Below are 22,259 nucleotides of genomic sequence, written 5' to 3'. Positions count from 1 at the left end.
TTAATTGCTGCGTACAGTCCAGTTGTTGTTTTCCGCTTTCGGCTGGATCCGTTTGCCGTCTATCTGGATATTGCCGACGTACCAGCCGCGCCCATTAACGGAAGCGTCGGTTTGGTATCGGAAGCGAAGATGCTTCGTGCCTTCCGGCAATTCGATTGAAACCCGTCCCCATTCGCCGCTTTCACCCGTAAGAGGAGCAGCCGCTTGCGTCCAGTTCACACCATCCGAAGACGTTTCAATAAAACCGAAATCCGAGTTGGCTTCCAGACGATGCCATGAATCGAATGAGGCTGCAGTGGCGCCCGCCGGAACAGCGACTTGCATTTCATTGTTTAATTTATCGCCGTAGCCCGAGAACCAAGCCTCCTGATGCTTCGGAACTGGAGCCGATATGGCGTCCGCGACCGATCTGGCAAAGGCCCGGCGGATGCCGTTTGTCGAAATCGTGCTTCTCGATGGATGCACGCGGTTCGTCAACAGGATGGCAATCGTGTTGTTTTTCCGGTTGATGACGATGCTTGTACCCGTGTAGCCGGTGTGACCGAATGCCGCCGGATCTGCTAACGCGTCCATATACCAGCCCTGGTTCAGTTCCCAGCCAAGCCCGTGGTCATCTCCCGGAAATTCCGGAATCTGGTTGGTTTCAAGCAAGCGGACCGTTTCCGGTTCCAAAATCCGTTTGCCGCCGTATTTGCCATTGTTCAAAAACATATGGGCGAATTTCGCTAAATCCGAAGCTGTAGAGAAAACACCGGCATGTCCGGCAACACCGCCCAAGGACCAGGCGTTTTCATCGTGGACTTCCCCCCATACCATGCCGCGCCCAAGCACCGGCTGGTATTCCGTTGCCGCGATGCGGTTTTTCAAAGATGCAGGCGGGTTGTACATGGTGTCTTTCATGCCGATTGGGTCCGTAATTTCCTCTTTTACAAACTGATCGAGCCGTTTGCCGGAGTATTTCTCAATCAATGCCCCGAGCGTGATCAAGTTCAAATCGCTGTATGTGTAATGGGTGCCCGGCTGATTGGCCAGTGGATAGCGCAGCGCGTATTCGATGCGGTCTTCGCGCGTCTTTCCTTGCTGATAGAGCGGCACCCAGGCGATAAACCCGGACGTGTGCGTCATGAGCTGGCGAATGGTGACTGCTTCTTTGCCGTTCTCCGCAAATTGCGGAAGGTGCAGAGCCACCGGATCGTCCAGCTTGAAATGCCCTTTTTCGTACAGCTTCATCGCCGCCGTCGTCGTAAAGATTTTGCTGATGGAAGCCAAGTCGAAAATCGTGTCTTCTTTCATTTCAATCGGATTAGCCACCGGTGTAAACTGGTCGTCGGCGTACAGAGATGCATAGCCATACGCATCGTGCTTAATGATATGTCCGCTTCGGGCAACAAACGCGACCGCACCTGGCGTCGTCTTCGCCGTTAAAGCGCTTTCAATTTCAGTGTCAAAACGGTCCAGCGGTTCCTGGATCATGCCCGCCCCTTTCACTGAACCCGGATGGAGTACAGGCGACATCGGCCCTGGCTGATTCCATTGATTCGCCGGAGCCGCCATTGCCGGTGAAGCGAGAACAGATGTGAAAGCAAGCGAACAAACCAAGGCAGATGACAGAACTTTGAGCTTCGTTCTTTTTTTCATTTCTTTCCTCCTCTTATTCTTTTTTGTATTTATTTACCTCTACTGTCCAATATTATCTGACAATTCTTTTATTGCCCATGCCCCAATAGCTCTGTCTTTAAATGGATTTTGCGCTTTCCATTTTTCGTTCCGTTTATATTTGCTCAGGTTCAGGGGCAGAAGTACGCCTTTTGGAGGAATAAATTTAGAAATTAAAATTCTTCTTTATACCCACATTAACTGAAATTCCACTCCGGATTTTACATGCTTGAGCAATGTTAAATCTTCCTGCAGAACTCTTCCGATGACATTGACCCGGTCGTCTTCATGCAAATCTCTTTTTGTGATTTGCATCTCGCCCTGGTAGCGGCCGTAGCGTTCATTGTCGATTGTAATGCTGCCGGTTGGCCGTTCAATGGTCTGTTCCGGCGCCAGCCGCCGTGTGCCGAACAAGCCGTATTCCCTTGACTCCATCGAACGGACGCAGTCTCTTGCCGCATCCATTCGGTTGGTTTGGACCAGACCGGCTGTTTCTAGCAAAGCCTGATTTTCGATCAGCTTCTTTGCACGCAATTGGAGGACACCTTGCTCATAAGCAGCGAATTGCGCCAGGCTTTCTTCGCTGAGTGTGATATCGCCCACCAAAATCTTATCCACCAGTCCGCTTTTTTCGAATGCCACATACGCCGCAAATGGCGAAACGCAGCGATGCTCTTCCAAAGTGGGCAGTCCTTCGAATAAAGGCCCCCGGCGCTTGCCGTCTCCCGGTATAAAGGCCATGACCGCCAAGCCTTCGCTTTTCAGCCACTCGTTCACTTCATAGAAATCTTGCGTATCCAACCCGGTTTCCGGCCGCGGATAGAAATTATGCCAGGCTTCAACCGCTTCTGTCCGAAGGCCCGCTGCTTTCAACCGCGCTAATCCTTCTTTTGTTAAGGTGCTGGCATTCAAGGCGATTTTCATTTTCCCAGACAGCTCAGCAATCGTGTTCTCTTTGATGCCGTAGTCGATCCGGAGCCCGGTGACGCCCCATTCCACTAAGCCTTCTGCATTGTCCCAAGTGAACCCGAGATGCCCCAGCGATTTCGGCGAAATGTCCGCCATCAATTCCATGTCGTATGCCCGCGCCAGTGCTCCCAGCTCCCGCAGCCTTTCTTCGTACAACGACGGGTCTTCTTCCGGGATGTGCAGCGACGTGAAAATTGCACTGAATCCGAGCTTTCGGACCCTTTGAATATAAGGCTCAAGTTCTTTCGGCGAGCCTTCTCCTAAATAAACTGATATGCCGCGCATGCTATTCCTCCTTTTGGCTAAAGAAAAAAAGGGAGAACTGAATCTCCCTTTTTGGTTGTCTTGCTCTTATGTTTTTCATGGTGTGTAGTATATGAAGGGCCGCTTCGGTTTTGTCCTGAATGGCAAAGTGCGCCATTCCTGCCAAACCCTCCAGCGCTTGTCGGGGCTAGATGGCCGCCGCCGCTTTTCTTTGTGTCCAGCTGCAAGAGCCAGCTTCTCGGGTCATAAGCCCACTTGGCTGTGCGGCTGAGAACATGCCGCTTCACCAATCGGTCTTATGCCGGTCAAAGCTGAACGGCTCTTTCCACTTTTCTAGATCCCTTCTGCCATTCTCTCTTTGAATCCAAACAAATACGTGAAGATAAATCCAAAGACGTACGAAACAACGAGCCCCAGGAAGTACCAGATGTATTTGCTGTCAGCAATCAGTGGGATCAACGAGATGCCCGATACGCCGATGCCTTGTGCCGCTGTGTGCATCACTGCCTGGAAGGCACCGCCGAATGCTGCACCCATACAAGCGGTGATGAACGGACGCCCAAGCGGCAAGGTGACACCGTATAGCAATGGCTCTCCGATTCCAAGGATTCCAACCGGCAATGCGCCTTTGATGATATTGCGCAAACGCTGGTTTTTCGTTTTCACGTAAATGGCAATCGTTCCGCCGACTTGCCCTGCACCTGCCATTGCCAGGATCGGCAATAACGCCGTACTGCCGAACGTGTTCATCAATTCCACGTGAATCGGCGTCAAACCATGGTGAAGCCCGAGCATAACAAGCGGCAGGAAGAATGCTGCCAAGACGCCGCCGGCTACCACTCCGCCGACATCAAGCGCTGAAATCAACCCAGTAGTAATGATGTCGCTCAATACACCGGCAACTGGAACAATTGCATATAAAGAAATAAATCCAACTACAAGAACCGTAATTAATGGCGTAAAAAGAATATCAATCGAACTGTGCATGACAGAACGCACTTTCTTTTCAACAAACGTCATCAGCCAAGCTGCAAAAATGACTCCGAACAATCCACCGCGCCCGACGACGAGCGGTTCCCCGTAAATCGTAATATCCGCCAATAACGGATTGAACAAAATTCCCCCGGCAATCGCACCGAGCACCGGCGTTCCGCCGAATTCTTTCGCTGTGTTCCAGCCGACTAAAATGGCCAAGTATGTAAAGACCGTGCTTCCCAGCAGCAATAAAATCTGCATATACGTCGCTGTTTCATCCACTCCGGCATTTTTAGCGAAGTTCGCTGCACCGTTGATGATTCCCGAAGCAATCAAACCAGGAATCAGCGGTATGAAAATATTGCCGACTCTGCGCAAAAACAGCTTGAACGGCGTTTTGTTTTTTTGCTTCATTTTTTCGCGGTCGAGTTCCGCTTTTTCGCTGAAATCCATATCGCCTTCGTTGACAGCCGCTTCTTCCCCGATTGCAAGCCCTGTTTCATTGCTCATTTCAGCCGCGACTTTATTAACCGTTCCCGGTCCTACCACGATTTGAAGTGTGTCGTCTTCAACGACGCCCATCACGCCGTCAATTCGTTTTAAGTCATTGATATTCGCTTTGCTGTCGTCTTTCAGCGACAAGCGCAAACGCGTCATACAGTGGGCTACCCGTTGGATATTCTCTTTTCCCCCGACTTGCTTAAGAATATCCTGCGCCATTTTTTGTTCTTTTTTCATACTGTCCCCCCGCTCTCCCATTGTGTTATAAAGCTTTTCTTACAAAACCGCCAGCTGTTTCCAGCTTCTCAGCCGCTTCCCCTTTTGAGCAATCCAATAAAATCATGACGATGGCCGTTTTGACATGGCGATCGGCTTTTTCGTAAAAACGCTCCGCTGTTTCATAATCCACTTGCGTAGCGTCCATAATAATACGCTTCGAACGCTCAATCAGTTTTTTGTTGGTCGCCTGTACATCCACCATCAAATTTCCGTAAACTTTGCCGACGCCGATCATCGAAGCCGTTGAAATCATGTTCAATACGAGCTTTTGGGCTGTTCCCGCTTTTAAACGCGTAGAACCGGTCAAAACTTCCGGCCCTGTTTCGATTTCAATGGCAATTTGCGCATACCGGCTGATTTCCGATTCCGTATTGCAGGAAATGGCTACCGTTTTCGCGCCTACTTCACTTGCATACTCCAGCGCCCCGATTACGTAAGGCGTTCTGCCGCTTGCTGCAATGCCGATCACCGTGTCTTTTTCCGTTAAGGAAACTTTTTTCAATTCTTCCTTAGCAAGAGACGGGTTGTCTTCCACTCCTTCTTGAGCCATTGTGAACGCTTCCATTCCACCGGCTAAGAAACCTTGCACAACATCCGGCGAGACGCCAAAAGTCGGTACACACTCTACTGCATCCAAAATGCCAAGACGCCCGCTTGTGCCTGCCCCCACATAAATCAGCCGGCCGCCAGCCTGGAACGATTTGATCACTGCTTGCACCGCTTGTTCAATGCGGTCCATCTCCTTGGCAATCGCACCTGGAACCGTCTGGTCTTCCCGATTCATCGTTTCAAGGATTTCCAGCGTCGACATTTCATCCAGCTTCATCGTATCGTCATTTCTTTTCTCTGTAGACAAATTCTCTAACATCGGCTCATCCTTTATTTGGTTATTTCTTGACTTCATTTTACTCTTAAGAAATTTCATGTCAATATAAATTATCCAAATCATGAATTTTAATTTCATGAAGAAAAATAAAAAAGAGCTGATTTCTCAGCTCTCTTTACCTTCTCAAACTTTCCATTTCACTGCGGGCATCGTAGTACTGCTGCAGCACTTTTTCGCCGAGGTGGTGGAAAACGCTCATATAAAGGGTGTCGATTACGGTGAGCTGGGTCATCCGGGAAGCGATGCTGCCGCTCCGGAAATCCTGTTCAACGTTTGGCGTACATAGCCGGATGTCCGCTTCTTTGTAAAGCGGCGATTTGTTCAAGTTCGTAATGGCAATCACTTTTGCACCTCTTTTTTTCGCAAAGCGCGACAGTTCCAACACGTCTTTTGTCCGCCCCGACATGCTGATTGCGACAAACACGTCGTTTTCCGTCAGATGCGGAATCAATGACAGCATGTAATGGAAATCCAGCGAAGTGATGGACTGATAGCCGAGCCGCATGAATTTGTACTGGGCATCCACGGCCGCTGTCGAAGAGCCGCCAACGCCGAAAAAGACGATTTTGTTTGCGCCTTTCATCGCGTCGACCGCTTGCACCAATTCTTTCCGGTCCATCGAATCTGCACAGGATTCAATGGCCGACTTGTTGACGTGGATCACTTTATGGAATAAATCATAAGGGGAATCTTTCTGCTGAAGCACCGAAAAGTCCGTCAGGTTCGTATCGGTCAGGGTCAGGTCTTTCATGAGCGCCAATTTGAAGGATTTGAAGCTTCCCATGCCGATCGATTTGCAGAAGCGGATGATGGTCGCTTCGCTCACGCCCGCTTTTTCCGACAGTTCTTTTGTGGTCATATGCGGAATGGCATCCGGCTGCTGGATGATGTATTCGCCGATGCGCCGTTCCGCTGCCGACAATTGCTCCAGGTCGAGTTCAATTTTTGTAAGTAACGATTTCATTGCATATCTCCCAACTGCTTTTTGTTATGGTGTGTGCCACTTTCATTGAATATTATAGGAGAATGATTTTTCCCGCAATCAAGAACTTCCTGCACGCTGCTGTTTTTAAATCCAGCTTTTAAGTTTCCGGGTCCCTCTCTTCCATGAGATGACTCCTAAACTTTCAACGTAATTTAGAACCGTCCAGTTTTTAAGGACAAGTTAAAAAGCCCGTTCTGCTTGGAGCAGAACGGACTTTATTTATTAAATGAACAAGCTGAGCAATAGAACCACGCCAAGACCGACCAGAGAAGTGGTCAATAGCAGAAGGCCCCATGTTCTGAATGTTTCTTTGATCGATAAGTTGAAGTACTCTTTGAACAGCCAGAACGAAGCATCGTTGACATGTGTAATCGTGTTGCTTCCTGCTGCTGTTGCGAGTACCATCAATACCGGGTTTACATCAAATGTATCGATCAGCGGACCTACGATTCCTGCAGCAGTAATGGCGGATACCACGCCTGTACCGGTTGCAATACGCAGAATGGCGGTAATGAGCCACGCCATAATAAGCGGGGAAACGCTGGTATTTTGCATCATGCCGGCGATGAAATCACCGACGCCGGAATCCAAAATGATTTGTTTGAAGGCACCACCGGCACCAACAATCAGGATAATCATCGCGATGCTTTGTATGGCGCTTGAGAACGAATCCATGACTTCATGCATTTTGCGTCCGCGGCGAAGGCCGAACACATAGATCGCAACTAAGACAGCTAGAAGCAAGCTAATTTCGGCGCTTCCGATAAAGTTGACGATATCGTGTGTCAAAGAACCTTCTGTGATGAAATAGTTAATGATTGTCGCACTTGTGATAATGATTGCTGGCAATAAAGGAACCAAAATACTGATTGCAAATCCAGGCATTTCATCGTCGCTGAATTCTTTTGGCTTTTTCAAAAGAGGTGGAACCGGCTTGTCCAGATTACGCAGCAATCTCGGCAAGATGACACCTGCGGCAATAACAGCCGGGATAAATACCACGACGCCGAGTATGTACACCATACCCATATCTGCGCCGTATGCTGCAACAAGCGCGGTCGGGCCAGGTTGTGGCGGGAATAGGCTATGGGCCATTGTGGCCGCAGCAACCATCGTGATTCCAAGACGCATATATGAAACTTTGGCTTCAATCGCAATACTGATAACAAGCGGCGCTAAAATGATGAACGCTACTTCATAGAACACGGAAATCCCGAAGATTCCGCCGACGATCAGGATCGCCCATTCGATATTCTTCACGCCGAATTTTTTCAACAATGTTGAAGCTACGCGCTGAGCAGCTCCAGAGTCGACCATCAACTTACCGAGTACAGCACCCAGTCCGATGATCAATGCCAAACTTCCGAGTGTACCGCCGAAGCCGGCTTTGATTGATTCGATGACATCCGGCAATCTGAGTCCGTTTAAAATTCCGACAAAAATTGCAGAAATCAATAACGCAAGGAAACTGTTCAGTTTCACTTTCATGTTCAAGAACAACAGCAAGGCTACGCCCAGCGCTACCGAGATAATCGGCAGCTTATCAATAAACCATTCCATTCCTATTCCCACCTATTCTAAAACAAAAAACCCGTTTCCAATCAAATTAACAAGAACCTCTCTTAATCAAGCTAGGCTGCAATCGATGTATGGCAGTTTTGGCTGTTTTGTTTTCTGATTTGATTTGTTCCAGCAGCAATTCTGTAGCTTTATTGGCCATATCGATTGTCGGCTGGGTGACCACCGTAAGCGGCGGTGTATAAAAACTGGCGAAGGCTACTTCATCGATGCCGATAACAGCAACATCATCGGGTATGACCAATTGATGTTCTTTCATGTATTTCAGCACTTCGAGCAGCACTCTGTCATTACCAGCAAGTATCGCTTCTGGAGGAGCATCCAGTGCAAACAGTTCGTTTAACTCATTTTGGATATTGGCTGCATCGGCTGTTCGGACATACTCTTCCCGGACCGGAAGGCCATGTGCTTCGAGTGCCTGCCGGTAACCTTCAATCCGTTCCACACGCGGACTGGTATTGCGGATGATGGAAGTTGTAATAATGGAAATCCTCTTGTAATCGCTTTCAACAAAAGCATCAATTGCCAATTGGGCAGCCCGATGGTTATCGAGCATGACGGTATTGACTTCAAGTCCGTCAATTTTCCGGTCCATGAAGACGACAGGAAAATTCTGCTTGTTCATTTGTTCGTAAAGATCCAAATTGCCGCCTGTCGGAAAAATGATGAGGCCGTCGACTTGTTTTGCCAGCAGCATCTCGATATAATTCCGTTCTTTTTCCGGCTCATCGTCTGCGTTGCAGATGATGATATGGAAACCGTTGGCATTGAAGTTGTTTTCAATGGCCCGCAGGATCTGCGTTGAAAACGAGTGAAGAATATTGGCGACAATGACCCCTACCGTATACGTCGATTTCTGTTTTAGGCTGCGGGCAATGCTATTCGGATGGTAATTGAGTTCTTCAATAGCTGCCTCAATTCGTTGGCGCGTACTTTCGCTCATGTATTCATAGCGCTTGTTCAAATATTGGGAGACAGTGCTTTTGGACACTTTCGCCTGTTCTGCTACTTGGGCAATGGTTATATTTTTCGCCATAGCTTAAACCCCCGAATACGCCATAAAGCCGCCGTCAACTGATAAAGTCGTTCCGGTAACAAATGAAGAATACGATTCATCGACAAGGAATAATAACGCCCCAAGCAAATCTTCAGGCTGACCGAAGCGGTTCATCGGCGTCGCGGCTAAGATTTTTTGTGAGCGGGCAGTTAAATTGCCTTCTGCATCTACAAGCAAGTCCTTATTTTGCGTGGTTTTGAAAAATCCGGGTGCGATGGCATTGACGCGCAAGCCGGTTTCCGCGAAATGGACAGCCATCCACATCGTGAAATTGTTGATTGACGCTTTTGCTGCGCTGTATGCCGGTATTTTCGTCAACGGCGCATACGAACTCATGGATGAAAGATTGACAATGGCCGGTGCTTCGCTTTTCAGCAATTCTTTTCCGAACACTTGGCAAGCCAAAAATGTGCCTGTGAAATTGAGCGAAAAAACATTGCTGAATCCGCTTTCTTCCAAATCAAAGAAAGATTTCCCTTCCGCCTCTTCGTCGTGAAGTTCCGGTCCGGTAATGGCATCGGCGTGGTTGCCGCCTGCGCCATTGATCAAGATATCGACTTTGCCGAATGCTTTCAGCACGGCATCTTTCGCTTTTTCCATTTCGCTGCGGTTCAGAACATCTGCAGAAATTGCCAAAGCGGTGCCGCCTGCTGCGGTAATTTCCTTGGCAACGGTTTCGCCTTTTTCAGCGGTCCGGTTAATCACTGCGACGCTGACGCCTTGGCGCGCCAGTTCACGTGCCATTTCTGAACACAATACACCGCTGCCGCCTGTGATGACCGCAACGCGGCCTTTCAAGTTTTCATGAATGGGAATCATCGGGATTCCTCCGTTCTTTTGGTTTCATAAGCATCCCATAAGCCAAGCAGATACATAATGCCGAGTGCACGGTCATATAAACCGTATCCCGGGCGGCATACTTCGCCCCAAATGTGGCGGCCATGATCAGGCCGTACGTAGCCTGTATAATTTTGTTCATGCAAAGCTTTGACTACACCTTTGACATCGATTGAGCCGTCTTGTGTGTAATGGGAAGTTTCCGTAAAATCGCCGTTGTCGTAAATTTTTACATTGCGGATATGGGCGAATGGCGAGCGGTTTGCATATTTCTCGGCAATTTCCACCATATTGTTGGAAGGGCTCGCTCCCATTGAACCTGTACACATCGTAAATGCATTCGATGGCGAATCCGAAATTTCAATTAATTTCTCATAGCTTGCTGCTCCTGTAATAATGCGCGGCAGACCAAAGATTGAAAACGGCGGATCGTCCGGATGAATCGCCATTTGGATGCCGGCTTCTTCTGCAACGGGAATGATTTCTTTTAAGAAATACGCTAAGTTTTCCCACAGCTTGGCTTCGTCGATTTCTTTATACGCATCGAACAGTTCGGTGATGCGATCCAGTTTTTCCGGTTCCCAGCCTGGCAGCGTCAAATCGGACGCTTCGCTGACTTCCCGTACCAATTCTTTTGGATCGATGTTGTCCACTTTCGCTTTTTCGAAGAACAGCGCCGTTGAACCGTCTTCGAGCGGATGGAACATCTCGGTGCGCGTCCAGTCGAAGATCGGCATAAAGTTATAGCAAATCACTTTTACGCCAAACTCAGCCAAGTTGCGGATTGATTCTTTGTAATTTTCAATGTAGCGGCCGCGTTCTGCATTGCCCAGTTTGATGGATTCGTGGACATTCACACTTTCTACGACATCTATGTGGAAACCATGAGATTTGATGTAGTCCACTTCGTCTTTGATTTCTTCTTTTGTCCAGATTTCTCCGGCTGGCTTGTTATGAAGTGCCCAGACGATGCCTTTAACGCCTGGAATTTGTTTGATGTGTTCTAAGGTTACGGTGTCGTTGCCTCTGCCGTACCAGCGAAATGTCATGTTCATCGGTGCCACTCCTTTTTATTGCGCGCTTTGCTGCATGTATTTTTGGCTCAATTCCACAGCTGCATCAAATCCGCCGGCTGCGTAAGCTTTATTTAAATCACTGCCGATTCCGACTGCCACTGCTCCAGCCGATAACCAGTCTTGAATGTTGTTCAAGTTAATGCCGCCTGTCGGCATAATCCGCACGTGCGGAAGCGGTCCGTTGACTGATTTGATGAAAGAAGGTGTGAAATTGTTCGCCGGGAACAATTTAATGATGTCGCTACCGAATTCCAGAGCTTTCACCATCTCACGAATAGTCATACAGCCAGGCAAATACGGGATGCCGTAGCGGTTGCACACGGTCGCAATTTCTTCGTTAAAATGGGGGCTGACTACAAATTTTGCGCCGGCTAAAATCGCGTGGCGTGCAGTCTCCGGATCCAGCACAGTTCCTGCCCCGAGCAGGACGTCTTCTTCCGCCAAAGCTTCAAAAACCTTCTGCACGTGAGGCGTCGTATACGTCAATTCGATGGCTGGAATGCCTCCTTGTACGGCTGCTTTCGACAATGCAATCGCTTCTTCTGCGTTGCTTCCGCGAATCACCGCTACCACTTTTGTTTCAGTTAAACGCGATAAAACTTCGTGTTTCAACATATCGGTGTTCCTCCTCTAGTTAACGTTCAATGATTTTTTCGTTGCGAATCAAAGCCTGTACTTCTTCTAAATACGGAAGTCCTTCGTTGTCGCCGGATACGGTTGTCACCAGCGCTCCAACTCCGTTCGCAAACTCCAGCGCCTCTTCGGGCGAATAGCCATGAAGCATGGCGTAGACATAGCCGGCATCAAAGCCGTCTCCTGCTCCAACCGTGTCGATTGGCGTTACTTTGAATGCTTCTTTCGTATACCAGGTTACGTCGCGGTAAAGCCTTGCTCCGTTGCCGCCGTCTTTGATAACCAGCTGCTCAATATTGAATTCAGCTGCAAATTTCTCCAAAGCGCTTTCAGAAGAATCCCCGATAATCATGTCGATTTCATCGAGCCCGGTCAGTAAAATATCAACCGACGGGAAAATTTCCTGATACACTGCATTTGCTTGTTCAAGCGTCCACAACTTCAAACGGATATTCGGATCGAACGACACTTTAATTCCTTTGTCTTTGGCTATGGCTAACACCCGTTTGGCAATCGCCAGGTTTTTCGGATCGATTGCCAGGAACACACCTGTCAGATGAATCAAATCCGTATCTGCAAACATCGTTTCTGTAATGTCTTCCGGTTCCAATGTTAAAATCGGCGACTGGTAGCGGTAATAAAACGTTTTTCCAGAACCGTCTTCGCGAATTTCCTTGAAATTCAATGATGTCGGATAGTTTTCGACAAACTTCACCTGTTCCATATCGACGCCTTCTCCGCGTGCAAAATTATAAATCACACGGCCAAATTCGTCTCCGCCTAAACGGCTTGCCCATTTCGTATGCAGCCCCAAGCGAGCGCAGCCAATCGCAAAATTCAATTCAGCCCCGCCTACCTTGCGGCTGAACGCTGGCACATAGCGAAGCGGTCCAGTTTCAGAGGGATTGAACGTGATCAACGCATCACCCAATGTAAAAACTTGATAAGTCTTCGACAACCCAATTACCCCTCTCAATACTCCATCTAGATTTAATAAATCGGTTTACTAAATCGGTTTAGTAGAATTATATGTGAAAGTGCTTTCAAAATCAAGGCATCTTAAAATTTTCTGTAAAATGAACCATTTGCCACAGCTCGCCGAAAACTTCCAGTACTGCTAGCTGTCAGGCTTTCAACTAAAAAAAGAAGCTGCAAAATCTTCTAAGTTAATTAGAAAATCTGCAGCTTCTAGGAACTTATTCTTATTTCTGTTGGCGCGGACGGATCAGGATTTCGTTGACATCGACATAATCCGGTTGTTCGACTGCATAGCCAATCGCGCGGGCAATGTCTTCCGCTTCCAAGAACTTCATCGGATTGCCGCTTGCAAAACCGTCCAGGATGTCCTGGTCGGTGATCGTGTCTGTCAGTTCTGTGGCAACTGCACCTGGCGATACAATCGTCGCCCGGATGTTCATATCGGGACTCAGTTCCTGGCGCAATCCTTCCGTAATGGCACGGACGGCAAACTTCGTTCCGCTGTAGACAGCACTGCCTGGCGTAATATCATGCCCGGCAACCGATGAGATGTTGACGATATGCCCTTCCCCGCGTTCTTCCATATGCGGAAGAACGGCAGCGATGCCATACAGCACGCCTTTGATATTCACATCGACCATTTTGTCCCATTCTTCGATTTTCAGTTTGTTCATATAAGACAAAGGCATGAGGCCCGCGTTATTGACCAACACGTCAATCTGGCCGAACTGTTCAATCGCCGCTTCTGCCAAGGCTTTCATCTCTTTGGATGAAGTGACATCCGTCACTTGATACGCTGCCTGTCCACCTGCTTCTTCGATTTCTTTTTTCAGTTCCACGAGGCGCTCTTCCCGGCGCGCTGCCAGCATGACGGCATATCCTCTGCCCGCCAGCTCTTTGGCAGCCGCTTGGCCGATGCCGCTGCTTGCACCTGTAATAATCACTGTTTTCTTTGTTGCCATTGGTTTTCCAGCTCCATTTCTTCATAAATCATAAGTGATGCTTTTTCACTTTAAACTGCTTGCATACTGCTGTAAATATCTAAATTTTCCCGTTTATTTCAATGCTTCAATAAACGGGCCGTAATCGCGATGCGTATGCTGAACAGAAATCCATTTCATCGTTGTGAATTCTTCCAGCACCCAGTCCCCGTTGAAACGTCCAAGGCCGGATTCTTTCTCGCCGCCAAACGGCACATGCGCTTCGTCGTTGACCGATTGGTCGTTCACGTGAATCATGCCGGTATTGATTTTATGGGCGAATTGCGTGCCGCATTCAATATTGGAAGAGTGGACGGCGCCGCTCAAGCCGTATGGGAAGGCATTGACCATTTCGACTGCTTCGTCGTCGCTGCTGAATGGAATCAATACCGCAACCGGCCCAAAAATCTCGTTTTCTGCGATTGGCATATCGTTCGTGCCTGCACCGAGGACCGTCGGCTGCATGACGTTTCCGTCGCATTCGCCGCCAAGCAGCAATTCCGCTCCGCGTTCCACGCTTTCTTTAATATCCTGCAAAATGCGGTCGGCCTGGTCCCGGTTGATCAGCGGTCCGACGTGTGTATCTTTTTCCGCCGGATTGCCGTATTTCAATTTCTTCGCGCGGGCTACAAACAGCTCAGCGAATTCTTCGTAGCGGTCTTCATGAATAAGAATCCGGTTAGTCGCCATACAAATTTGCCCTTGGTGGTAAAACTTGCCGAACAGCGCAGAGTTGACTGCGTAATCGATATCCGCATCATCCAGTACGATGAAGGCGTTATTGCCGCCAAGTTCGAGCGCCGTCTTTTTCAGGTTGCCGCCCGCCAGTTCGCCTATGCGCTTTCCTACCGGCGTCGACCCCGTAAACGAAATCAAACGGGGAATCGGGTGTTTGACGATATCGTCGCCGATTTCCGAACCGCGTCCGACGATGACATTCAGCAGGCCTTTCGGCAATCCCGCCGCTTCAAAAATGCTCGCAAAGAGCAATCCGCCGGTCACAGGCGTGTCCGTCGCCGGTTTCACCACGACGCCGTTGCCCGTTGCCAAAGCGGGTGCAATCGAGCGCATCGCCAAATGGAACGGGAAGTTCCACGGGCTGATAACTCCGATGACCCCGATCGGATTGCGGTAAATCCGGTTCTCCTTGCCAGCCGTCTGGGAGGGCAAAATCTTACCTTCCATCTTGAATGGAAATGCTGCTACTTCTTTTACGACATTCAAAGCTGCACCAAATTCCGTCGCTGCCTTCATATACGTACTGCCGGCTTCTTTGATCAGCCAGTCGATAATGAGTTCTTTGTTTTCCGTCATGACCTCTTCTACTTTTTCCAAAACTTTGCGCTTGTTCTGCGGCAATTCCTTCGCCCAGTCGATTTGCGCTTCCGCTGCTGCTTTATAGGCGCGGTCCAAATCATCTTTGTCGGCTGCCTGAATCGTCACCAGTTCTTCTCCTGAATAAGGATTCGTGTTTTTCATCTTATTGTCGCTGGATCCGTTCTGCCATTTTCCTTCAAAATAAAGCTGTGAAAAGTCGGTTGTAATCATGTTAATTAACACTCCTTTTGGTTTAACAGCCTTTAGCTTAAGGTCTCTGCCAGGCAAGCTGCTTGTTCATTTATTCCGTCTCTATCTCTACCCGTTAAGCCGGAAACTTAAAACGCCGGAGAGGTTCTCTGCTATTCTGTTCTGTAAACGGATGGCGGGATGAAATAGCGCTTTTCTTTTAGCCGGTTTATTCGCGCTGCCTGGAGTTTATTCGTGGTCTTCAAAGTTTATCCACGCTGCTCTGAAATCATCTCCAAAAGATTCTCTATACACCTGTTGCTTGCCGATGTATATTGTATTTAACTAGCGAGAAGCGGCTGCCTTGAAATGTATTTCGAAACCGACATTCATGAGGAGGACTCAAATGGGAGCACAAGTTTTTCCAGGAAGGTATACGGCGGATACGGACGAAGATTTTGTGGTTTTCATCATCGGCATGCGCATCAATAATTACCGGGCAGTGCGCAAATGGTTCCCGGTGTTTACGGCTATGCCGGCCATGATCAAGGAATTGTCTATGAATAAAGAACTGGGTTGTTTATCCATCGAGAATTTTTTTGGATTGCGGACGACAATCATGATTCAATACTGGCGCTCCGAACAACAACTGCTGGCCTATGCGAAAGGATCAAAACATTTACCCGCCTGGCGTAACTTCAATAAAAAAGTTGGCAACAATGATGCGGTCGGCATTTACCATGAAACTTATTTAATTCGGGCAGACGGTTTTGAAACCATCTACGGCAATATGCCAAAGTTCGGTTTGGCAAAAGCAATCGGTTCCACTGAAATTACTGCTGCCAATAATTCGGCACATAAACGGATTAAGAAAAATTATGTGCTGCAAAAATAAAAAAACGTTCAAAAACGGCTATCCGTTTTTGAACGTTTTTCAACTTTGCAAAGCATTAAAATTCCCGCACGATCCGGATAATAAGCCTTGGAATATATAGAAGAAGATCCAGCAATTCCAGAAAGAATTCAACCACATCCCAAATCCACCAACGATCCTTCTTCTCTTTTTTCCGCCTCTTTTTCTCCATCCGCCGTCTCCCCTTTAACCGAATTTATTCATAATACGCAAATCGGTAAAAAAGGTTTCAACTTTTGGAAAGGCCGAAAGCTTCAGCGAGCAGACGGATGCCGTTCATCCGATTTTCCGCACCGGAAATATTCGGGATGATCGTTACTTCATCGGCCTTAAATTGTTCGGCAATGCGCTCTATTTCCGCCTTCACGGTTTCGGCATCGCCGATAATCATGCGCTGGCGGTTCTTGTCGACTTTTTCCTGTTCACGTACACTAAAGCCGCGTGCTTTTGCCGTTTCAATGGACGGGTAATAAGGAGGCGGCATGTCCGATTCCACAAACAGCAGCCACAGATCGAAAGCTTTTGCGATTTCTTCCGCCTCCTCTGCTGTTTCCGCAACCACTGCAAACACCGCGAGGATGACTTTCGGCTCGTTCAACAGTTTCGACGGCCGGAAGCTGCTCCGGTACGTTTTCACCACTTCTACTCCGGATGCAGCAGGGCGGGCAAAATGGGCATACGCGTAAGCGGTGCCTTTTGCAGCTGCCAGTTCCGCACTGCCGCCGCCTGTCCCAAGGAGCCACAGTTCCGGGGCCGTTTCGGTAACTGGCGTAGCAACCAGTTCACCCGAGTCGGTCAGATATTGCTGCAAATCGTCTATTTGCTGGTCATACGAAATTTGTTTATTGCCGTTCAGCGCCTGATTGACTTTCAAATAACTGCGTGAGCGCCCGATGCCAAGATCGATACGGTCCGGGTGGAGCGCTTCAAGCATGCGGAAGTTTTCTGCCACTTTGTAGGCGCTGTAATGCGGCAGCATCACGCCGCCCGAGCCGATCCGGATTGACGACGTCGAAGTCGCCAAATGCATCATTAGCATTTCCGGTGTGCTGCCGGCAACCGACATGACTTTATGGTGTTCCGCCACCCAAAAACGTTTATAGCCTGCGCTTTCGGCAAGCTTCGCTAATTCGGTCGTCTGAAGCAGGGCTTCGCGCGCTGTAGACCCTTCATCGATCGGCGAGTAGTCCAGGATATTCAGTGCAAACATCGGACTCCCCCTTTTCTTTATCTTTTTACTCTTCTTACCATACCGAAAACAAAAGAAAAGCGCCAACTCCCAAGCACTGGGAGCCGGCGCTGACTATAGCCAATTACGATTTGTTGATGACGCCAAACGAATAGCGGGTTTCGCTCGTGTAGCGTTCACCTTTCTTCAATACCGCCGAAGGAAAATGCGGCTGGTGAATCGAATCCGGCAAGCCCTGTGTTTCCAGGCACAGCCCCAAATAATTACAGGCTTTCGTTCCGCGGTACACGTCTGGGCCTTCCAGTCCATTGCCCGTATAAAGCACGACTGCCGGTTCCGTCGTCTCGACGGTCAGCTTCCTGCCGCTCGCTTCGTGTTCGAGCACAATTTCTTCCTGCTGGTTGCGGTCGAGCAAAAACGGATGGTCGTAGCCGCAGCCGGCCAGAAGGTTTTGCGGGTCGCCCGATACCGTTCCGTCGTGGATCTTTCGGCCTTCACGGAAATCAAACACCGAGCGGTCGACCGGCATCGCTTCACCAGTCGGAATCAATTCTTCGTCGAGCTCCAAAAACTCGCTGCTGCCGAGCACCAGTCGATGATTTAAGACATCTTCCTTCAAATCGCCGCTCAAGTTGAAATAGCTGTGGTTGGTCAGATTCACTAAAGTCGTTTGGTCGGAAACTGCTGAATAGTGGATGAGAAGATCATTCGCGTCGTCAGAAAGCGTATAGACAACTTTCAGTTCGAGATTTCCCGGATAGCCTTCTTCACCGTCCGGGCTCAAATATGTAAATTCAATACGGGCTTCATTTCCATTGTGAATGACATTCGAGTCCCATAAAACATGGCTGAACCCTCTAGTACCGCCGTGCAGATGGTGTCCATTGGCATTCGCCGCAAGCTGATAGTCTTTGCCGTCCAGCTTGAAAGCGCCGCCTTTGATTCTGCCGGCAAAACGACCCGCCACCGCTCCTAAAAAATGCGGATTGTCGCCGTACTCTTCGAGTGCATCAAAACCCAGGACCACATTTTCCAACTTGCCGTTCTGGTCTGGAGCTTGAATTTCAGTAATGATGCATCCCCAATCGATGCACGACATCTGAAACCCGTTGGCGTTTCGGACGGTGATCAAAGTCACCGGACGCCCCTCTATATGGCCGAATAAACGCTGTTGCACTTCCATTCTGTTCAATCCCTTCCCATGGTCCGTTGAACTTTTTTCAACTTCTCCGAAATTTAAACTTAGTCCACTTTCGCCAAAACCGTCTCTCCGGTTTCGCCCGCTTTGTAGCAGGCATCGATGACGCGCATATTTTGGATGGTTGATTCAGCCGTTATCACAAGCTCCGAATCGTCCAACACTGCCGAAGAAAAATGCTCCACTTCCAAGCGGTAAAGGTCGCCGTAAATCTTCTCCTGCCGCGTTGCACCGGCTGCTTCGACAATCACCAGGCCCATGCCGGCATTGATGTCCGGCCGGAACGCGTAGGGCACTTTGATGGTGCCTTTTGTGCCGACCACTTCGTATTCGTTCCGGCTCACCATATCAAAACTGCAATCAAAAATGGCGGTTACGCCGTTATCAAGTACCAGGTATGCACTCGACAGCATGTCGACACCCGTAACCGAATCTCTTTCGGATACGACCTGCACTTCCACCGGTTCGGCGTCAGTCAGGTGACGGATGGCCTGGATTGAATAGCACCCAAGGTCGTAGATGGAACCGCCGCCCATGGTTTTATCCATCCGGATATCGCTTTCTCGGTTTTCCAGATAAAACGAATGGCTGGAGCGGATCAGTTTGATGTCGCCGATTTCACCGGAAGCCATGATTTCTTTGACGCGTGCGTGCTGCGGATGCAGCTGGTACATGAACGCTTCCATGAATTTGACGTTCGACTCCTGGCACACCTGGACCATTTCTTCCGCTTCGTTCGCGTTTAGGGCCGCCGGCTTTTCGCAAAGGATGTGCTTGCCTTTTTTAGCCGCTTTAAAAACCCATTCTTTATGTAAGTGATTCGGAAGCGGAATATAAACCGCATCAATTTTCGGGTCGTCCAACAGTTCTTCGTAGCTTTCGTATGCTTTCGGTATGTTTAGGGCCGCTGCCACTCCGTGGACCTTGCTGCTGCGGCTTGCAATCGCTTCCACTAATGCGTTGTTTGACCGGAAAATTGCCGGAATCAGTTGCGACTGTGCAATGTTGGCTGTACTGATGATGCCCCAACGAACTTTTTTCATCTCGAATCCTCCTTCAGCTGCTGATCCATTCATCGTAACAAAAAAAGCCGCCAAAGAGCTATTTCCAGCTCTTCAGCGGTTTCAATTTCAAGACAGCTACCGCTTCTTGCAAACCTCTTATTTAATGCGGGCTTCCGTTTCCTGATCAAAGAAATGCGCTTTATTCAAATCAAACGCCACATCGATCGTCTGCCCTGCTTCTACATTGAAACGGGCATCGATGCGTGCGATAAAGTCCTGTCCGGCAACATTCGAATAAAGAATGATTTCCGAGCCCATCAATTCAGCTACTTCAATCGATGCACGCACTTTCGTTCCCGGCGAATGATCGAGGAATAGCGGCTCATCGTGGATGTCTTCCGGACGGATTCCCAGAATCACTTCTTTTCCGTTGTAGCCTTGCTCACGCAATAAATTCAATTTTGCTTCCGGCACTTGAACTTTCACCGTGTCCATCACAAAATGTTCGCCTTCCAGCTTGCCGGTGAGGAAATTCATCGCTGGCGAACCAATAAAGCCGCCAACAAAAACATTGTTCGGCTCATCGTATACTTCTTTCGGTGTCCCCACTTGCTGAATCACGCCGTCTTTCATCACGACGAGGCGCGTCGCCATCGTCATCGCCTCTGTTTGGTCATGCGTCACGTAGACCGTAGTCGTCTGCAGGCGTCTGTGGAGTTTCTGGATCTCCGCCCGCATTTGCACCCGAAGTTTGGCATCCAAGTTGGAAAGCGGCTCATCCATCAAAAACACTTCAGCGTCGCGGACAATTGCACGGCCCAAAGCGACACGCTGGCGCTGCCCGCCAGAAAGCGCTTTCGGTTTGCGCGTCAAATATTCTTCCAGGCCCAAAATCTTCGCCGCGTTGTCCACGCGCTCTTTGATTTCCGGCTTTTTCAATTTGCGCAGCTTCAGCGCAAACGCCATATTGTCGTACACGCTCATATGCGGATAAAGCGCATAGTTCTGGAACACCATTGCGATATCACGGTCTGCCGGCGACAAGTCATTGACGCGTTTTCCGCCAATGAACAAATCGCCTTCCGAGATGTCTTCGAGTCCGGCAATCATGCGAAGCGTCGTCGATTTTCCGCAGCCGGACGGGCCGACCAGTACCAGGAATTCTTTGTCGCGGATTTCAAGGTTGAAATCTTTTACTGAAACTACCCCTTTGTCGTATACCTTTTTCACGTTCTTCAATTGCAAGTCTGCCATTCTATTCCCTCCCATTTTGCTTTGCTTGTGTAATATTTCTGACTAGGCTTCCGGTTTTTAAAAAAGCTGCTCCTCCAGCGCTCGTCGGGGCTAACCAGGAGCTTCCGCTTTTCTTGTCCAGCTGCAATGGCCAGGTCCTCGGGTCATAAGTCGTTCCGGCTGTGCGACAAAAAGCGCCGCTTCGCCGATCCGCCTTATGCCTGTCGGACCTTAACGGCCATTTCCGCTTTTCTATTAATAAGGTCCTCGAATTGCCGGGTGGACTTCTTGTTGGTAGAAGTTCGCCAGTTTATCCAGCTCTTCTGCAGTAAAGTCCTTGGCATCGAGTGCTTTTAAGTTGTCTTGTACTTGTTTGACTGTTTTAAAGCCTGGAATAACTGAAGAAATGGCATCGTGCTCTAAAATCCATTTCAATGCGGCGCGGGTCATATTGCCGCGGCCGTCTGCAATCCAGCCTAATTGATTGCTCAGGTCGACGCCTTTGGCGAATTCCAGTCCTGCGAATGTTTCTCCTACATTGAACGCAGCGCCGTCGCGGTTGAAATTGCGGTGGTCGTCTGCTTCAAACTTGGCGTTCGCCTTGAACTTCCCTGTCAGCAATCCACTGGCCAACGGTACGCGCGCCAGGATTCCGACGCCTTGTTCTTTGGCTTTCGGGAATAACTCATCCAGCGGCTTCTGGCGGAACAGGTTAAAGATAACCTGCAAACTGCTGACATTCGGATTGTTCAGGCACAGCAAGCCTTCTTCAACCGTTTCGACGCTGACGCCGTAGTAGCGGATTTTGCCTTGTTCCTTTAAGCGGTCAAGCACTTCAAACACTTGGCCATCCTGCAGAATTTCAATCGGCGGGCAATGGATTTGGAACAAGTCCAATTGCTCGCGCTCCAGCCGTCTCAAGCTGTCTTCGCAATATTTCGTGACGCTTTCCATGGAATAGGTTTTCGGGTCGTGGATGTCTCCAGCCCGGCAAAACTTTGTGGCAATGTGAATTTCAGAATGGCGGCCTTTGGTCGCCTTTGCCAAGAGTTCTTCGCTGTGGCCGTCTCCGTATACGTCAGCCGTATCGAAAAAGTTGACGCCTTCGCCCATCGCATAATCCAATGCTTTCAATGACTCCTGGTCGTTGGTGGTTCCCCACGAACCGCCAATCGCCCATGTGCCAAAACTAAGTTCACTGACCTTTAAATCGGTGCTGCCAATCTGACGATAATTCATTTCTCCACACTCCCGCATCTTAGTTTCTGTCCTTATTAAATAGTATTGTTGATATTCCGCAAAACAACTACGCTTTCCGCGGGCTTGCGCCGAACTAACTCGGGCTTTTTGCCCGAGTGGATTTCGGCACTTCGCTATCCCGCAGGAGTCTCCGTTGTGTTGCTCCATATCTAAGTAAATGATAATCAAGAATTTCTCAACGTGATCCTCTTTCTTATAGTAATCTTTCTCAGCGTCGGCGCGTTTAGGGGCTAGGCGGAGCTATGAGACGAATGATCTTTTCGGCTCATGGCGAGAGCCAAAGAGGCGCCCAAAGCATTTGG

The 22,259-nt window shown here is 49.0% G+C and carries 19 protein-coding genes; 1 reads left to right on the top strand and 18 read right to left on the bottom strand.

Annotated features, from left to right (window positions below; genetic code table 11):
• The 13 genes from QWY22_RS03240 to QWY22_RS03180 form a co-directional block, all read right to left on the bottom strand.
• A complete protein-coding gene (locus tag QWY22_RS03240; protein WP_300983029.1) occupies positions 1-1,638 on the bottom strand; it encodes a serine hydrolase domain-containing protein in 1,638 nt (545 codons plus the stop codon).
• A gap of 204 nt (positions 1,639-1,842) precedes the next feature.
• The gene (locus QWY22_RS03235; protein ID WP_300983028.1) at positions 1,843-2,910 is read right to left on the bottom strand and encodes a DUF871 domain-containing protein; all 1,068 of its coding nucleotides are present in this window, start codon (positions 2,908-2,910) and stop codon (positions 1,843-1,845) included.
• 312 nt (positions 2,911-3,222) lie between these two features.
• Positions 3,223-4,602, bottom strand: coding sequence for a PTS transporter subunit EIIC (locus tag QWY22_RS03230; protein ID WP_300983027.1), 1,380 nt, complete (start codon positions 4,600-4,602; stop codon positions 3,223-3,225).
• Between the two features lie 25 nt (positions 4,603-4,627).
• Positions 4,628-5,512 (bottom strand): N-acetylmuramic acid 6-phosphate etherase, encoded by an 885-nt coding sequence (murQ, locus tag QWY22_RS03225; RefSeq protein ID WP_300983026.1) that lies wholly within the window; start codon positions 5,510-5,512, stop codon positions 4,628-4,630.
• Positions 5,513-5,645: 133 nt separating this feature from the next.
• Positions 5,646-6,494, bottom strand: coding sequence for a MurR/RpiR family transcriptional regulator (locus QWY22_RS03220; RefSeq protein WP_176294532.1), 849 nt, complete (start codon positions 6,492-6,494; stop codon positions 5,646-5,648).
• Between the two features lie 243 nt (positions 6,495-6,737).
• Positions 6,738-8,075, bottom strand: a complete 1,338-nt coding sequence (locus tag QWY22_RS03215; RefSeq protein ID WP_300983025.1) for a gluconate:H+ symporter — start codon at positions 8,073-8,075, stop codon at positions 6,738-6,740.
• A 46-nt stretch (positions 8,076-8,121) separates the two neighbouring features.
• On the bottom strand, positions 8,122-9,129 hold the full coding sequence (locus QWY22_RS03210) for a LacI family DNA-binding transcriptional regulator (protein WP_300983024.1): 1,008 nt from the start codon (positions 9,127-9,129) through the stop codon (positions 8,122-8,124).
• A gap of 3 nt (positions 9,130-9,132) precedes the next feature.
• The gene (locus tag QWY22_RS03205; protein ID WP_300983023.1) at positions 9,133-9,969 is read right to left on the bottom strand and encodes an SDR family oxidoreductase; all 837 of its coding nucleotides are present in this window, start codon (positions 9,967-9,969) and stop codon (positions 9,133-9,135) included.
• Entirely contained in the window at positions 9,966-11,042 is a 1,077-nt protein-coding gene (gene uxuA / locus QWY22_RS03200) for a mannonate dehydratase (RefSeq protein WP_300983022.1), read from the bottom strand. The genes QWY22_RS03205 and uxuA overlap by 4 nt, the downstream gene beginning before the upstream one ends.
• Before the next feature lie 15 nt (positions 11,043-11,057).
• The gene (locus tag QWY22_RS03195) at positions 11,058-11,678 is read right to left on the bottom strand and encodes a bifunctional 2-keto-4-hydroxyglutarate aldolase/2-keto-3-deoxy-6-phosphogluconate aldolase (RefSeq protein WP_300983020.1); all 621 of its coding nucleotides are present in this window, start codon (positions 11,676-11,678) and stop codon (positions 11,058-11,060) included.
• 19 nt (positions 11,679-11,697) lie between these two features.
• On the bottom strand, positions 11,698-12,654 hold the full coding sequence (locus QWY22_RS03190; protein WP_300983018.1) for a sugar kinase: 957 nt from the start codon (positions 12,652-12,654) through the stop codon (positions 11,698-11,700).
• 244 nt (positions 12,655-12,898) lie between these two features.
• Positions 12,899-13,636 carry an SDR family oxidoreductase gene (locus QWY22_RS03185; RefSeq protein WP_300983016.1) on the bottom strand — a complete coding sequence of 246 codons (738 nt, stop codon included), beginning with the start codon at positions 13,634-13,636 and terminating at the stop codon, positions 12,899-12,901.
• 93 nt (positions 13,637-13,729) lie between these two features.
• Positions 13,730-15,199, bottom strand: coding sequence for an aldehyde dehydrogenase family protein (locus tag QWY22_RS03180; protein ID WP_300984316.1), 1,470 nt, complete (start codon positions 15,197-15,199; stop codon positions 13,730-13,732).
• Positions 15,200-15,566: 367 nt separating this feature from the next.
• On the opposite strand from QWY22_RS03180, the gene QWY22_RS03175 reads away from it, so the two are divergent.
• Complete coding sequence (locus tag QWY22_RS03175) at positions 15,567-16,055, top strand: DUF4188 domain-containing protein (RefSeq protein ID WP_300983015.1); 489 nt, start codon at positions 15,567-15,569, stop codon at positions 16,053-16,055.
• A gap of 247 nt (positions 16,056-16,302) precedes the next feature.
• Here the strand turns inward: QWY22_RS03175 and QWY22_RS03170 are convergent, their stop codons facing one another.
• From QWY22_RS03170 to QWY22_RS03150, 5 genes are all read right to left on the bottom strand, one after another.
• The gene (locus QWY22_RS03170; RefSeq protein ID WP_300983014.1) at positions 16,303-17,283 is read right to left on the bottom strand and encodes an LLM class flavin-dependent oxidoreductase; all 981 of its coding nucleotides are present in this window, start codon (positions 17,281-17,283) and stop codon (positions 16,303-16,305) included.
• Positions 17,284-17,386: 103 nt separating this feature from the next.
• Positions 17,387-18,445 (bottom strand): aldose epimerase family protein, encoded by a 1,059-nt coding sequence (locus QWY22_RS03165; RefSeq protein ID WP_300983012.1) that lies wholly within the window; start codon positions 18,443-18,445, stop codon positions 17,387-17,389.
• 59 nt (positions 18,446-18,504) lie between these two features.
• Positions 18,505-19,503 (bottom strand): Gfo/Idh/MocA family protein, encoded by a 999-nt coding sequence (locus QWY22_RS03160; RefSeq protein ID WP_300983010.1) that lies wholly within the window; start codon positions 19,501-19,503, stop codon positions 18,505-18,507.
• A gap of 117 nt (positions 19,504-19,620) precedes the next feature.
• Entirely contained in the window at positions 19,621-20,718 is a 1,098-nt protein-coding gene (locus QWY22_RS03155; protein WP_300983008.1) for an ABC transporter ATP-binding protein, read from the bottom strand.
• A 234-nt stretch (positions 20,719-20,952) separates the two neighbouring features.
• Positions 20,953-21,936: an aldo/keto reductase gene (locus tag QWY22_RS03150; RefSeq protein ID WP_300983006.1), complete on the bottom strand. Its 984-nt coding sequence runs from the start codon at positions 21,934-21,936 to the stop codon at positions 20,953-20,955.
• Positions 21,937-22,259 lie beyond the last annotated feature (323 nt).

It is taken from the genome of Planococcus liqunii (assembly GCF_030413595.1).
GTDB lineage: Bacteria > Bacillota > Bacilli > Bacillales_A > Planococcaceae > Planococcus > Planococcus liqunii.
The sequence above is the reverse complement of the archived record's forward strand: the minus strand, read 5'-3'. Positions and strand labels throughout refer to the sequence as shown.

Excerpts from the sequence above, each read along its gene's own strand:
- murQ (WP_300983026.1), bottom strand. The coding sequence starts at position 5,512 with ATGTTAGAGAATTTGTCTACAGAGAAAAGAAATGACGATACGATGAAG.
- QWY22_RS03220 (WP_176294532.1), bottom strand. The coding sequence starts at position 6,494 with ATGAAATCGTTACTTACAAAAATTGAACTCGACCTGGAGCAATTGTCG.
- QWY22_RS03185 (WP_300983016.1), bottom strand. The coding sequence starts at position 13,636 with ATGGCAACAAAGAAAACAGTGATTATTACAGGTGCAAGCAGCGGCATC.
- QWY22_RS03210 (WP_300983024.1), bottom strand. The coding sequence starts at position 9,129 with ATGGCGAAAAATATAACCATTGCCCAAGTAGCAGAACAGGCGAAAGTG.
- QWY22_RS03175 (WP_300983015.1), top strand. The coding sequence starts at position 15,567 with ATGGGAGCACAAGTTTTTCCAGGAAGGTATACGGCGGATACGGACGAA.
- QWY22_RS03170 (WP_300983014.1), bottom strand. The coding sequence starts at position 17,283 with ATGTTTGCACTGAATATCCTGGACTACTCGCCGATCGATGAAGGGTCT.
- QWY22_RS03195 (WP_300983020.1), bottom strand. The coding sequence starts at position 11,678 with ATGTTGAAACACGAAGTTTTATCGCGTTTAACTGAAACAAAAGTGGTA.
- QWY22_RS03160 (WP_300983010.1), bottom strand. The coding sequence starts at position 19,503 with ATGAAAAAAGTTCGTTGGGGCATCATCAGTACAGCCAACATTGCACAG.
- uxuA (WP_300983022.1), bottom strand. The coding sequence starts at position 11,042 with ATGAACATGACATTTCGCTGGTACGGCAGAGGCAACGACACCGTAACC.
- QWY22_RS03230 (WP_300983027.1), bottom strand. The coding sequence starts at position 4,602 with ATGAAAAAAGAACAAAAAATGGCGCAGGATATTCTTAAGCAAGTCGGG.
- QWY22_RS03205 (WP_300983023.1), bottom strand. The coding sequence starts at position 9,969 with ATGATTCCCATTCATGAAAACTTGAAAGGCCGCGTTGCGGTCATCACA.
- QWY22_RS03165 (WP_300983012.1), bottom strand. The coding sequence starts at position 18,445 with ATGGAAGTGCAACAGCGTTTATTCGGCCATATAGAGGGGCGTCCGGTG.
- QWY22_RS03150 (WP_300983006.1), bottom strand. The coding sequence starts at position 21,936 with ATGAATTATCGTCAGATTGGCAGCACCGATTTAAAGGTCAGTGAACTT.
- QWY22_RS03235 (WP_300983028.1), bottom strand. The coding sequence starts at position 2,910 with ATGCGCGGCATATCAGTTTATTTAGGAGAAGGCTCGCCGAAAGAACTT.
- QWY22_RS03215 (WP_300983025.1), bottom strand. The coding sequence starts at position 8,075 with ATGGAATGGTTTATTGATAAGCTGCCGATTATCTCGGTAGCGCTGGGC.
- QWY22_RS03240 (WP_300983029.1), bottom strand. The coding sequence starts at position 1,638 with ATGAAAAAAAGAACGAAGCTCAAAGTTCTGTCATCTGCCTTGGTTTGT.
- QWY22_RS03155 (WP_300983008.1), bottom strand. The coding sequence starts at position 20,718 with ATGGCAGACTTGCAATTGAAGAACGTGAAAAAGGTATACGACAAAGGG.